The organism is Ideonella lacteola (assembly GCF_038066555.1).
GTDB lineage: Bacteria > Pseudomonadota > Gammaproteobacteria > Burkholderiales > Burkholderiaceae_C > Ideonella > Ideonella lacteola.
In genome coordinates this window covers 11,486-24,063 of the sequence record NZ_JBBUTG010000029.1, presented here as the reverse complement: position 1 = coordinate 24,063, position 12,578 = coordinate 11,486, and the positions used below count along the sequence as shown (strand labels likewise).

Genomic DNA, 12,578 nt, shown 5'->3' with positions numbered 1-12,578 from the left:
CCGCCGATACTGCCCCAGGCGGCCGCGCCGCGTGCCCCCCAATCACCGCCAACCAGAGTGACGCATGTCTTATCCGATGAGATCTGCCCTGATCCGCGCCGCAGCGTTCGTGGCCATGTACGGTGTATCGGCCGCGATGGCGGCATCTGCCTATCGCGTCGATCCCGTTCTTCGCACAAAAGATCTGGTGCCCGTCACACCCATTGCAGTGAATGAGAAGGGGGACTCAGCCGGGTACGCCAGCGACCTGTCCGAACACGAACAGTGTGGGTACCGCGTCATGGGTGGCAAGGTGATGAAGCTGACGGGAAGCGGAGGAGCGTTGATCGTTGGCATGAACCGCAAGGGCGATGTGGTCGGCACGGTCGATGACCTGGTCAATGGCCTGAAGGCCGGCATGCGCCATGTCGTCGTTTGGCACGCCGATGGAACGCGAGAAGATCTCGGCGAATTGGGTGCGCCGTCCGGTATCAACGCGGCGGGCCAGGTCGTTGGCACACGAAGCACCCCGGACCAGAAAGCTGAGGCCTTCGTGTACGACCATGGCAGGCTCACGGTGTTGACTGGCTACGACGGTGAATCCACCTACGCCGAAGCGATCAACGACGCTGGCTGGGTGGTGGGCGGCGCGTCAATCGGCCAGACCACGCATGCCGCGATGTGGAAAGACGGCGTGTTCTACGACCTGGGCACGCTGGGCGGTGACAACGGCTGGGCATACGGCATCAATGCGCGGGGTCACGTCATTGGCCAGGCTGACGACACCGAGGGTCGCAACCGAGGGTTCTTCTACGACGGTGTCGGGATGCTCACGTTGCAGACCGCGGGTGGGCGAGACCTTCTGCCCGAGGGGATCAACGCGCGGGACGTTGTCGTGGGACACGACAGAAGCGGCGTGGGGCTTGTCTGGGCCAATGGAGAAACCCGCAAGGTGAGCCATCTGATGGACGGCAGCGTCGACGACTGGGGCGGCCTGTCTTCGCCCAGTGCGATCAGCGATGCCGGTCACCTGGTGGGTTACGGCACATACGGCAAGCAGGGCAGACTCCGGGCCTATATCGCCACGCCGCTGATCCGCTGAGAGCACGCCTTCAGCCGCGGGGCGCCCGCTGCCCCTGCCAGCAGTGGGACAGCCGCCCCCGCCCGTCAGCGGGCAGCGGGGCGGCCCGATTCACGGCCGTGCTTTGGTGAACGGCAGCGATAGGTAGTGCTTGCCGAGTGCTGTCAACTGCCCGGTGCCTGGGCTGGTGAGCAGGCTGCTGAAGTGCGGATCGGGGTTCCAGCGGCCGGTGAACCAGGCGTAGCGGAACACATCGGCCCGCTGTTCGCACACCGACACCATGTCGGTCATCTGGGCCATCTGCTTTTCGAGCGTGTCGATCTGCGCGCCGTCCGACTGCCAGTGCCAGTTGGCGAACTCGGTCACCCAGAACGATTTGCCGTATTTCGTGAGACGGTCGAGCTGGCCGGACAGACCGTAGTCGTACCAGTGGAAGCCCAGGTAGTCGATGCGCGGATCGCGGCCACCGTTGGCAGCGCGGTACGCCGCATAGAAGGCGTCCATCCACGCCACCGGGTCCCCATAGCCTGCCATCGTGCCCCAGGTGATCTGCGGGCCCACGATCTTCACGCCGGTCTCGGCAGCGATTCGCTCATAGCCGGGCCAGAAGGCGGCGGCTTGCTGCGGTGTCTTGTTGGCCTGCTCGACCAGGTTGGGTTCGTTGAGCACGAGCAGGAATTTGATCTTGGGATTGGCCTTCAGCCAGGCGACGACGGTGGCGTGGTCGTACGAGTCGTTCCACAGCATCGAGTAGAAGTCCATGTCGTACTTGCGCCGGTAGTTGGCCGGCGCGCCCGGGTTCGGCTTGAGACCCCAGTCGTACCACCAGCTGACGCCCGGGGACAAGACGCGCAGGTCTTCCTTGTTGGCCAGGTCGTAGGCGATGCCTCGCTTCACGCTCTTGCCGGCGAGCGGCGCGGCGGTGTGGGCAGAAGCCACGAGCGGCGATGAGCCAGCCAGCAGGGCCAGCCCGGTGGCCAGGGCATCGCGTCGTGAGGGCAGGGGCTTGCCAGTTTCGTCGGTGTCGTTCATGGTGAATGCGCTTTCAGTGGCGACGGCCAACAGTAGCACCGAAGTGCTCGCGCGCCGCCCGGCCCGCCTCCGCATTGATGCGGATTGATGTGTCGGAACGTAGCCTTGCCGCCGGCCGTGAAGGCCGCCCGCGGCGTTGCTCGATCAACGTTTTGCTGAACGAGCCCCTCGGGCTGCAACGTCTGGATGCAAATGACGCAAGTTCCTCAGGGCGGCATCAGCTTCGCATCAGGCGCGGCCGGCACCATGAAGGCCGTGATCGATCACTTGTCCACTTCGTTCAAGAGACAGCGAGGAACCCGATGTTCTACCGGCCTCATCCCGCCAGCCTGAGCACAGCCACACCGGCTCGTGCGCACGGCTGGACCACCTGACCGCCGTGGGCGACACGACTCGCCTTTGCCATCCGAGCCCGCTGCCCCCCAGGGCCGGCGATCGATACCCTCTTCAGGAGACCCCATGACCTTCCGACCGAACTTCCGCCCCACCACCATCGCGACGATGCTGTTGCTGACCTCGAGCCTGGCCCTCACCGCTTGCGGTGGCGGCGATGACGAGCCCCAAGACGTGTCGCGTGCCGATGTGATGGCGGCCCGCACCGAGCGCGGCCAGGCTGCCGCGCAGGAAGTGGCCCAAGGCCAGCGTCAACAGGCGGAGGCCGCCGGCCCGGTGTCGCAGGCGATCACCGCCTGGGTGCCGAAGGTGACCGACACCTGGCAGTGGCAACTCACCGGCACGATCAACACCAGCTACAACGTCAAGGTCTACGACATCGATCTGTTCGACGCGCCGGATTCGGTGATCTCCACGCTGCACAGCCAGGGCAAGTACGTGGTTTGCTACTTCTCGGCCGGCAGCGCCGAGAACTGGCGCCCCGACTACAACCAGTTCAAGGCCGCCGACCTGGGCAACCCGCTGGACGGGTGGAAGGGCGAGAAATGGGTCGACACCCGCTCGGCCAATGTGCGCAACATCATGAAGGGCCGCCTGGACAAGGCCAAATCGCGTGGATGCGATGGCGTCGAACCCGACAACGTGGACGCCTACACCAACAAGCCGGGCTTCCCGCTCACCGCGACGACCCAGCTCGACTACAACCGATTCCTCGCCACCGAGGCCCATGCCCGTGGCCTGAAGGTGGGGTTGAAGAACGACGTGGACCAGCTCAAGGCGCTGGAGCCGAGCTTCGACTTCGCGGTGAACGAGCAATGCAACCAGTACAACGAGTGCGGTGGCTACTCGGTGTTCACCAGCAAGGGCAAGCCCGTCTTCAACGCCGAGTACAAGAAGCTCTGGCGTGACGATGCCAATGAGCGCGCCAAGATGTGCACCAAGGCCAAGTCGATGAACCTGCGCACGCTGGTGCTGCCGCTCGCATTGAACGACGCCTTCCGCTACAGCTGCGACTGACACCTTGGCGGCCCCTTCTCCTGGGTGATGCCCCTGAGACGCCGCTGATACGGCGCGCCGAACAGATCATGTTCGGCGCGCCGTTTGTCATGGTGCTGTCAAAACGCCGTCACGATCGGCCCCTACGCTCCCGCCTTTCTTCGGCCCACCCGGGCCGATCATGATGATTCGAGGAGTGAGATCGATGAAACCCCATCCCCTGGCGTTGGCTGCTGCCGTGGCCGTGTGGTGTTCGGCCGCCGCGAGCGCTCTGGCCGCCACCCCCGCCGTTCAAGGCCCGGAGGCGGTGCAGGACTGGTTCAATGCAGGCAAGAGCTTCATTGCCACCAGCAAGCACATCGAGCCGATCAAGACCCGCGCCAAGAACGTGATCCTGTTCGTGGGCGATGGCATGGGCATTTCCAGCGTCACCGGTGCGCGCATCTTGGAAGGCCAGCTGAACGGCAAGCCGGGTGAAGAGAACCGCCTGTCCTTCGAGACGCTGCCTTACGTGGCCTTCTCCAAGACCTACTCGTGGGACCAGCAGACCTCGGACTCTGCGCCCACCATGTCGGCGATCATGACCGGCTACAAGACCCGCGAGGGCATGCTCTCGGTGAACCACCTCACCGCGCGCGGTGACTGCAGCGCGGCCAACCTGGCCAGCACCAGCGTCAAGACCCTGCTCGAGAAGGCCGCTGACAACGGCAAGGCCACCGGTGTCGTCTCGACAGCGCGCCTCACGCACGCCACGCCCGCCGCCACCTATGCCCACACGCCGGTGCGCGACTGGGAGGCCGATTCCAACCAGCCCGCCGGCTGCGAGGTGAAGGACATCGCGCGCCAGCTGTTGGAGGTGTCACCCAAGGTGCGCAACAGCCTCAAGGTGGCGATGGGTGGCGGGCGCACCTACTTCCTGCCCAAGGTGAAGAACGGCGCCAACTTCTATGACCCCGAGTACCCCACCCAGCAGGGCCGCCGCAACGACGGACGTGACCTGACCCAGGAATGGGTGACCACCCGCGGCACCGGCGCGCAGTTTGTCTGGAACAAGGCGCAGTTCGACGCGATCGATCCCGCCACCACGCCGTACCTGCTGGGCCTGTTCGAGCCGTCGCACATGCAGTACGAAGCTGACCGCACGCTGGACACGGCGGGCGAGCCTTCGTTGACCGAGATGACCGACAAGGCCATCAAGATGCTCAGCCGCCAGCCCAATGGCTACTTCCTGCATGTCGAGGCTGGCCGCGTTGACCACGCCCACCATGCGGGCAACGCCAAGCGTGCGTTGCTGGATGCGATCGAGCTGTCGCGTGCCGTGAAGCGTGCCATGGAGATGACCAACGAGCAGGACACGCTGATCATCGTCACGGCCGACCACAGCCACACCTTCACCATCGGTGGCTACCCACACCGCGGCAACAGCATCACCGGTCTGGTTCGCGAGGTGCCCGCCATCGACGGCGATCCGGTGAAGAACGCGGTCGATTCGAACGGCCTGCCGTACACCACGCTGGCCTACGCCAATGGCCCGGGTTACCGCGTCGGCGGCCGTCCGGACCTGACCGGTGTCGACACCAACGCCATCAGCTTCCTGCAGGAAGCCACCGTGCCGCTCGCCTCGGAAACCCATGCCGGTGAAGACGTGCCCATCTACGCCCGCGGCCCGCGTGCCTACCTGGTGCACGGCTCGATGGAGCAGAACTGGATCTACCACGTGATGCGCCACGCATTCGACTTCTGAGGCCACCGATGTCCCGTCACATGAAAGGCCTTCGTGCCTGGGCGGCGGCATCGGCTGTCGCCTGCGCCAGCCTCTCGGCCGGCGAGGTGTCTGCAGCCGAGCTGCCGGGGGCTTCGGTGCCGTCTGCCGGCCCCGCCGTGGCATCGAGCCGGCCGGTACCGGCAGGCTGGAGCTACAGCCACAGCGATGGCTTGGTGCGCGTCGTCAAAGGCGACATCGAAGAGCTCTGGCGCCGCGAATCGCAAGGGCAGGTGAGCTTCGAGCGCATCTTCCATGCGGACCAGCGGCGCGTGTTCTACAGCGCGGGCGAGTTGCGCACGATGGGCCTGGAGCTGGACTGGGCGCGCGCCGTCGAATGGATCGCCCAGTCCGGCCTGCCGGAGCGGGCGGCTGCCGATGGGGCGACGACCCCACTGCCCGATGCCAGCGACTATTTGCGCCTGGACGCTTCGGACCTGGGCGACATGGACTACGACGACTTCGCCCGCAAGGCCGAGGCCTACGACGTGAAGCTGGGCTGGCGCCAGGCCCACGAGCACTGAAGAAGGCGCCACGGTGACGTGGCGAGTGGCCCGTTCACCGACGAGGTGCGTGGGCCGCCCAGGGGCAGGCCGCAGGGAGGCCAGTCGACACAGCGGGTGAGCCACTCCGGGGGGAGGCGGCTTGCCCGCTGTGTCTTCTGCTGGGGCTGACTGCGACGATCGGGCGACGATCAGGCGCCGTCGGCTGATCGACAGGTCCGGTGTGGGTGGCCGGATCAGTGGCAGCAGGTGCCGCTGGACCACACCGGCGTCGACCCGTCGTAGATGACCAGGTTGCCGTCATCCTGGACGATCAACCGCGCGCCGGGGTGCGTGCCGGTGCCGGTCGACCACACCCCCATGCCGGCCGCATCGTGCAGCACGAGGTTGCCGTCCGACTGCTGGATGGCCTGAGCCACCACGCGGCCCGAGGTGCCGGCGCTCCACAACATCGTCTTGCCCTGGCGCAGCACCAGGTTGCCATCGTTTTGCAGCTTCAAGCTGAAACGCCCATCGCACGAGAGCGTCTCCTGGCCCGGGGCCAGGCCCTGGTTCATCGACAGACCGGTGCAGCCCTGCGGTTGCTTCAATGCGGCCAGGGCAGCGGGCTCGGTGACGCCCAGCACATAGTGGACGTTCCCCGTCACATAGCCCTTCTGCAGCTTTGACGAGCCGCTGTGGCCGGCTTGTTGCTGCAAGCCCGCGGGTGCCGAGACCTCGCCGCCGCAGCCCGCCTGCGGCAGGCCGACATGGCGAGCCTTGTCCTTGTTGCGAAGCACGGTGAAGCCGTCGACTCCGTTGATCGGGTAGCCATAGCCCATGTGGTTGCCGCGCAGCAGGTTGTCCTTCACCGTGGCGCCGCGCACGACACGATCGTCGCAACCCCATACCGCCGGCCCCATCGCGATGCCCACCTTGATCAGCGCCCCGGCCGCATCGATGGTGTTGCCCTGCACCAGCGTGCCCTCGTAGTGGCCTGCGGTGGGGTTGAAATCCACCAGGTTGATGCCGCCCAGCAGCACGCGGCTGTGGGCCACGATGAGGTTGTCGGACACCACCGAGCCGGGCGCGCCGAAGATGACGATGCCGCCGTCGGTGGCGTCGGTGATGGTGTTGCGGCTGACGGTGGAGCGCCCGCAGGCCAGGGAGATGCCGTCGGCCCATTGGCCATCGGGCATGCCGGCCGGGCCGATCTGGTTGTCGGTGATGGTGGCCTGCTGGCAAGCCGGCACGCCATCGGTCACGCCGCCTTCGATCAGGTGCAGCGCGCTCCATCCGCGCGGCTCGAAGGCGCGGATGTGGCGCACCACTTGCCCGGTGACGGCGCCGCCGATCTCGATCAGCCCCGCACCGCCGGCCAGCCGACCCAGCGCCGGCCGTGCGCCGTCGACCACCACGCTCTCGATGTGGATGCCGCTGTGCATGCCGACGATGGCGCTGGCCTGGCTGGTGCCTGTCACCCTCAGCACCGCCCGTGTGGCCCCAGTGGGCAGCCCCTCGGTGTACAGGCGCTGATCGGCGGCGGTGAATTGCACCGGCGCCTTCAGCGAGAACACGGCGCCCGGGCACAGCACCGCTTCGGCGCCGACCCCTTGCAAGGCGGCGTTGATGGCCCGCTCATCGCCAGAGGCGATGCAGGCGGACCAGGCCGGTGCGGCCCCCATCAGGCCCAGCCCACCTGCCAAGGCCAGTGCCAAGGCCCGTGCCAAAGACGGTGCCGGGGCCGGTGCCAAGGCCCGTGCCGGGGCCGATGCGCGTACCGGTCGGCTCATTGCTTCTTCAAGCGGAACTTCTGGTTCGCTCCGCCCGTGCAGGTCCACTGCTGAATCTTGGTGCCGTCCTGCTGGCTCTTGTCCGCCACGTCCAGGCACTTGCCGCTGTGCTGGTTGACGATGGTGTACTCACCCGCGACACCGGTGGAGACGAATTCGAACCGTTGCGCGCCGGTGCCGTTGTCGGTGTATTGCTGGACCTTGGCACCATCTGCGTTCGACGAGGCCTCGATGTCGATCGCCTTGCCGCTGCGCTGGTTCAACATGCGGTAGTTGCCGCCGCCCATGTCTTTGACATCAAAGCGCTGTTTGCCGACCGAGCGGCACTTCATCTGGATGATCTGGGCTGAATCGTCACGCGAACCGCCCTGGACCTCGAAGCACTTGCCGCTGAAGGTCGACTTGATCAGGTAGCGGCCATCTTCCACCGAGCCACCACCACCGCCGCCGCCAGAGAACAGGTCGTAAAACTCGTAGGCGTAGTTGTTGACCAGGCTGTAGTTGTTGTAGTCGCTGCCGCCGGGCATGTCGCGCTGCAGCGCCCAGTAGGCCAGCAACCCGAGCCCCTTTTCCTTGGCGAAGGTGGTCACCTGGGTGGCATCGCTCTGGCGGAACACTTCGCTTTGCACGTCGTTCACGCCGATCATCGGGGTGATGCCGATCATGGCCCACAGCTGAGCATCGGTCTTGCCGGTGTAGATGCCCTTGATCTGGTTGAACGTGGCGTTGGCCGCCATGATGGCCAGGTCACCCATCGGCCGGCCCTGGTCGGCATCGCGGCCATAGTCCATCGCCATGATGTTGACCACCGAAGTGACGACGCCGGCGTTCTGCGCGCTGCGCAGCAGCGTCACCGCGCTGCCAGGCAGGCCGGTGGGATCGACCGGCAGCGTGAACGACACATACAGTCCGGGGTAGGTGGCCTGCAGCCGCTTGATGACGTTGTTGCGCCGGCTGTTGAGCGAGGTGTTGTCGAGCTGGCTGCCCTCGATGTCGAAGTCGAGCGCCTTGGCCTTGGTGGTGTCGATGATGTTGCGGATCATCGAGTACATCGCATCTTCGCTGCAGGCCGCCTCGAGGTAGGTGCCCGAGGCGCCGCCGAATGACAGGATCGCCTTGCCCCCGGCGGACTGGAAGGCCAGGATGTCGGCCAGGCCCGAGCCGCTCATCAGGTTTTCCATGCCCCCGCCCAGTTGGCAGGAGCCGTTGTCCGAGACGCCGAAAGCCATGGTGGCGCCCATCACGCCGCCATTGTTCTTAGCTTCCATCAGCGTCGTGGGCGTGTAGCCGCCCCAATAGGCCCAGGTTTCGAAGTAGGGCGCCACCGTGGTGGCGGCGCCGGCCACCGTGGTGGACAGGGTGGCGGCCAAGGCCGCGGCTGCCGCCCAGTGGCGGCGCACGATGAAGGGCGATCGGGTGGTCTTCATGGGGGTCTCCTCGAAGGTCGCAGGCCCGTGCACGCGCCGTCGTGTCGCAGCAGGGCGGCGTCGGCGGCGGAACCCGGGTTCATCACACCCGCCGGCAGCCGGCCAGTGATGGCCTCAACGGCGGTCGCGGCGCAGTCTATCGACGCGTACCGGGGTGTGCCATCTGGCCATACCAATTTCGAGCCAGTAGAACCAGCTCCATCCCTAACTCACTGATTTTCTTGTCGAAAACGACCCGGATTCGCGAAACAGCGTGATACCAGTTGTGGCGCGACGTTGACTGGCATCGGCCGATCGCGGCACCGTGGGCGCAACTGTTTCGAGTTGTCGTGGCCCGCTCGTCACCGCGCCGCGGTCAACTACCATCCGCACCGCCAGCCGCTGAAAGCGCGGGTTAGGTCTCGGCCTGAACGGCTGGCCATCGATCACAACACGCAGATCACAGGGGGATCTCATGACACTTCGACCCGCCGCGTTGGCGGCTGTTTTGGCCTTGGGGGGCGCTGGCGCGTTCGCCGCTGAGTCCGCCACCCCCGCCGCCCTTCAAAGCGTCGACAAGGTGCTCGCGCGCGTGGCCGCCAAGGCGCTGCCCAAGACCACGTCCCCGAGTGATGCATCAAGCGACTCCAGCCTGGCGTTGCTGAAAGACGTGCAGGCTTTCCGCTCGGCGCAGGAGGCCTTGCCGGCCCCCGAGGCCGCCCGGCAGTGGCTGGCGCTCTGGGACCGGGCAGCGAAGTTGAAACGGCCTGACGACGAGCGGGATTTCGAGCGGGCCTTTGACCCGCTGGTGAACGACTCGGCGGGGCTGAGCTCGGTGCTGGCGGCGTTGCCGCGTCCTGAAGCGTGGCCTGCCATTCGCGACGCGGCGCAGGCCCGGGCGACCAAGCAGCCGCAGGATGTCCTCGCGCTGGCGCTCGGGTTGATCGGTCATGCCTTGGTGAACGACGCCGAGGCGGTGCGCCGCTCTGCCCAGGCCTTGTCGACGCTGTTCGATGCGGACGACAGCGAAGGTGGCGAACTCCGGCGGCTGACGTTCCGCGGTGTGCTTGAGCAGGTGGAATCGATCTACCCCGGCGCGGCGCCGGTCGATGAGTTGTTCGTCCGCAGGGCGCGCCAGGGCAGCATTGAGATTCGGCGACCGCAGGTGCCCGACCTGGTGTCCCTGGTGGGCGAGGCCCGTGCCGAGACGGCACTGCGCCGCGTGATGACCGAGTCGCCGATGGCCCTCTACGACGTGGCCGGCGAAGCCACCTTGCGGCTCGCGCAGCGCGTGGCACTTGAGCACGTGGCAGATTTGAAGACGCCGCAATGGGGGCTGATCCAGGGCCTCGGTCAGCGACCGCTCTACGAAGCGATGGAAGCGCGGTTCGGCGCGCGGCCCGAACCTGGCGCCGATGCAGCTTCCGGCCCGTTGTCTGATCCGCCGGGCCGCCCCACCGGCGTGGTGCGCGACATTTCTCAGGTCAGGGCCCAGATCCACCACGGCCTGGATCTGGCCTTGGCGGGGCAACGGGGCGCGGCCGACAAGGTGATGCTTCGTGTTTCGGCGGAGGACTGGATCCTGCAACCGAGCGCGTTGGCCGCCGAGATCGGCCGCACCGGGCAGGGGCCTGAGATTCTCGGCTGGCTGGGTCATCTCTTGCAGCAACGGCCGCAACTGCCTCTGTGGGATCTGTACCTGACACTGGGGCGATCACTCGGCCGCCAATCGGAGGCACGGGCGAGCATCGAGACCGCGCTCAAGCGCACGGACCTGACACCGCGGCAGCGCCAAACGCTGCTCGCGCACCGCTTTACCGCCCTGTCGTCGGACGACCAGCTGGACGCGGTGGCGGCGACGCTGCGGTCCATGAGCGAGATGCCCAAGAAGGCACCGAGCGAGGAGCCGGTCGCGTGGCCCACCGCGGCGCACTCGTTTGATGACCACCAACGTTCCTGGGCGGCAGCGCGCCTTGCGGCGCTGGGTCGCCTGGTCGGCCGGCCGGAATGGGCGAAGCAGGGCGTCGAGGCGGGCAGGGCGTTGTTGTTGCGACCGAAATCGCAGCCGCACCCCTGGGATCCGAGCGGCGCGACGGAGCTCTTGGCAGAGCTTCGTCGCCAAGGGCAGCCTGACGCGGCGCAGTCTCTGGCATTGAGCCTGCTGGATCAATCTCGCGTCCAGTTCGCCAATGATGAAGTGCGAAGCGCGAACCCTGCTGCCCGTGCGAGCCTGATCGAACTGGTGGGGTTGTACGACGCGGCTGGCCGACACGCCGACGTGCGGCGCATGCTCGACGAGGTGACGTACTGGAGCGCCGACGACCTGGGTGAACTGGTGGGCGAGAAAGATTCGCTGGGCACGCCACTGGGGCTGATGGCCGCACGCGCGTTCAGGGCCGCGGGCGACACGCAGCGCGCTGCGGCGCTGGCCTACGCGGTGGTGATTCGGATGCCCCAGCACGACCCGGCTTACCAGCTGTGGACCGAGATCGCAGGCCCCTCGGCGATCCCGGAGCTCGACCGCCTGGCCGCGGAAGACCCCTTCGAAGAGCGGCCTTTGATCTGGAAGGCCGCAGTCTTGCTGCGTGATGGGCAGGTGGCGGCAGCGGAAGAGACGGTGCGGCGTGCCATCGCCGTGGATCCTTCCGACGGTGAGCAGGGCGCGAACGACCGGATGCGCGCGTACGCGGTGCTGGCGGATGTGCTGCAGGCCAAGGGCGATACGGCAGGCGCAACGTTGTACCGGCGGGCGGTCAAGGCCATCCGTATCGCCGAACGCGCTGACGAGTTCCAGAAGGTCGGCTTGTCGAAACGCGCAGCGTCGATCTACCGCGAAGCGTTGGGCGAGTTTGCCGACGCGTACTGCATCCAGTCGCGGCTCGCGGTCGAGTTGGGCAAGACGGGCCGCCAGCGGGAGGCGCTGGAGCACTATCGGCGCGCGTTCGAGCTGATGCCAGAGAGCTTCGGGCGGCTGGAGAGCCACTGCTTCGGTTGCGAGAGCGTGTTCGCGGCGGACGAGGCGCGGGGTATGGCCGAACAAATATTCACCAGCCTGCTGAAGAACGACAACGTCAAGCCCCAGGTGCCCTACATGCTGGGCTATCTGCGCAAGGTGCAAGGGCGCCATGACGAGGCGCTGAGCCTGTTCCGGCGCGTGGTGGCGCAGGATGCGAACTACCTGGGCGCCTGGCGGCAACTCAACGAGCTGAGCGAGAACACGACCATGGACCCTGCCGAGCGCGACGCGATCCGGCTGCGCCTGCTGCAACTGGACCCTTGGCGGCAGCATGTGCGCTACGACATCGATGAGGTGGCCGATCTGGCCGGGCTCTGGCAGGGCATCCAAGGCTTGCAGCGGCAACGCTCAGAGAAACTGAAGCGCTTGACCGAGCCCCTGTATCCCTTGGCCGCGAGCCGCCAGGCCCGCGAGCAGGGCTGGCGTGATGATCCCGACGAGGAGCGCGACATCCGGCGGGCGCACCGAACTCGTGAGCGTGAACACGCCCTGCTGGCAATAAGCGGAAAGATGCTGAACAGCCTGGCAGACCACCAACTGATGGAAAAGCTGCTGGAATGGCTGGAGCGAGAGATGTCGACAAGCCAGGAGTAGAAACACCCGGAAAAAGCCGCTGACAGCAGCGTTCCTGAAGTGCA

The 12,578-nt window shown here is 66.6% G+C and carries 8 protein-coding genes; 5 read left to right on the top strand and 3 right to left on the bottom strand.

Annotated features, from left to right (window positions below):
• The first annotated feature begins 64 nt into the window (after positions 1 to 64).
• Positions 65 to 1,081 carry a hypothetical protein gene (locus tag AACH06_RS26825; RefSeq protein WP_341428888.1) on the top strand — a complete coding sequence of 339 codons (1,017 nt, stop codon included), beginning with the start codon at positions 65 to 67 and terminating at the stop codon, positions 1,079 to 1,081.
• A gap of 90 nt (positions 1,082 to 1,171) precedes the next feature.
• Here the strand turns inward: AACH06_RS26825 and AACH06_RS26820 are convergent, their stop codons facing one another.
• The gene (locus AACH06_RS26820) at positions 1,172 to 2,092 is read right to left on the bottom strand and encodes a glycosyl hydrolase (protein WP_341428887.1); all 921 of its coding nucleotides are present in this window, start codon (positions 2,090 to 2,092) and stop codon (positions 1,172 to 1,174) included.
• 459 nt (positions 2,093 to 2,551) lie between these two features.
• Between AACH06_RS26820 and AACH06_RS26815 the strand changes: the two genes are divergently transcribed.
• The 3 genes from AACH06_RS26815 (at position 2,552) to AACH06_RS26805 (ending at position 5,767) form a co-directional block, all read left to right on the top strand.
• The gene (locus AACH06_RS26815) at positions 2,552 to 3,502 is read left to right on the top strand and encodes an endo alpha-1,4 polygalactosaminidase (RefSeq protein ID WP_341428886.1); all 951 of its coding nucleotides are present in this window, start codon (positions 2,552 to 2,554) and stop codon (positions 3,500 to 3,502) included.
• A gap of 184 nt (positions 3,503 to 3,686) precedes the next feature.
• On the top strand, positions 3,687 to 5,225 hold the full coding sequence (locus AACH06_RS26810; protein ID WP_341428885.1) for an alkaline phosphatase: 1,539 nt from the start codon (positions 3,687 to 3,689) through the stop codon (positions 5,223 to 5,225).
• A gap of 20 nt (positions 5,226 to 5,245) precedes the next feature.
• On the top strand, positions 5,246 to 5,767 hold the full coding sequence (locus AACH06_RS26805; RefSeq protein ID WP_341428884.1) for a hypothetical protein: 522 nt from the start codon (positions 5,246 to 5,248) through the stop codon (positions 5,765 to 5,767).
• Between the two features lie 215 nt (positions 5,768 to 5,982).
• On the opposite strand, the gene AACH06_RS26800 is transcribed toward AACH06_RS26805, so the two are convergent.
• Both AACH06_RS26800 and AACH06_RS26795 read right to left on the bottom strand, forming a co-directional pair.
• Positions 5,983 to 7,518 carry a right-handed parallel beta-helix repeat-containing protein gene (locus tag AACH06_RS26800; protein ID WP_341428883.1) on the bottom strand — a complete coding sequence of 512 codons (1,536 nt, stop codon included), beginning with the start codon at positions 7,516 to 7,518 and terminating at the stop codon, positions 5,983 to 5,985.
• The gene (locus AACH06_RS26795; RefSeq protein WP_341428882.1) at positions 7,515 to 8,945 is read right to left on the bottom strand and encodes an RICIN domain-containing protein; all 1,431 of its coding nucleotides are present in this window, start codon (positions 8,943 to 8,945) and stop codon (positions 7,515 to 7,517) included. Before AACH06_RS26795 ends, AACH06_RS26800 begins: the two co-directional genes overlap by 4 nt.
• A 454-nt stretch (positions 8,946 to 9,399) precedes the next feature.
• Between AACH06_RS26795 and AACH06_RS26790 the strand changes: the two genes are divergently transcribed.
• Positions 9,400 to 12,534 (top strand): tetratricopeptide repeat protein, encoded by a 3,135-nt coding sequence (locus AACH06_RS26790; protein ID WP_341428881.1) that lies wholly within the window; start codon positions 9,400 to 9,402, stop codon positions 12,532 to 12,534.
• Positions 12,535 to 12,578: the final 44 nt, after the last annotated feature.

Bases quoted from the DNA above. Each gene is read 5' to 3' on its own strand.
- AACH06_RS26825 (WP_341428888.1), top strand. From the start codon at position 65: ATGTCTTATCCGATGAGATCTGCCCTGATCCGCGCCGCAGCGTTCGTG.
- AACH06_RS26820 (WP_341428887.1), bottom strand. From the start codon at position 2,092: ATGAACGACACCGACGAAACTGGCAAGCCCCTGCCCTCACGACGCGAT.
- AACH06_RS26815 (WP_341428886.1), top strand. From the start codon at position 2,552: ATGACCTTCCGACCGAACTTCCGCCCCACCACCATCGCGACGATGCTG.
- AACH06_RS26810 (WP_341428885.1), top strand. From the start codon at position 3,687: ATGAAACCCCATCCCCTGGCGTTGGCTGCTGCCGTGGCCGTGTGGTGT.
- AACH06_RS26805 (WP_341428884.1), top strand. From the start codon at position 5,246: ATGAAAGGCCTTCGTGCCTGGGCGGCGGCATCGGCTGTCGCCTGCGCC.
- AACH06_RS26800 (WP_341428883.1), bottom strand. From the start codon at position 7,518: ATGAGCCGACCGGTACGCGCATCGGCCCCGGCACGGGCCTTGGCACCG.
- AACH06_RS26795 (WP_341428882.1), bottom strand. From the start codon at position 8,945: ATGAAGACCACCCGATCGCCCTTCATCGTGCGCCGCCACTGGGCGGCA.
- AACH06_RS26790 (WP_341428881.1), top strand. From the start codon at position 9,400: ATGACACTTCGACCCGCCGCGTTGGCGGCTGTTTTGGCCTTGGGGGGC.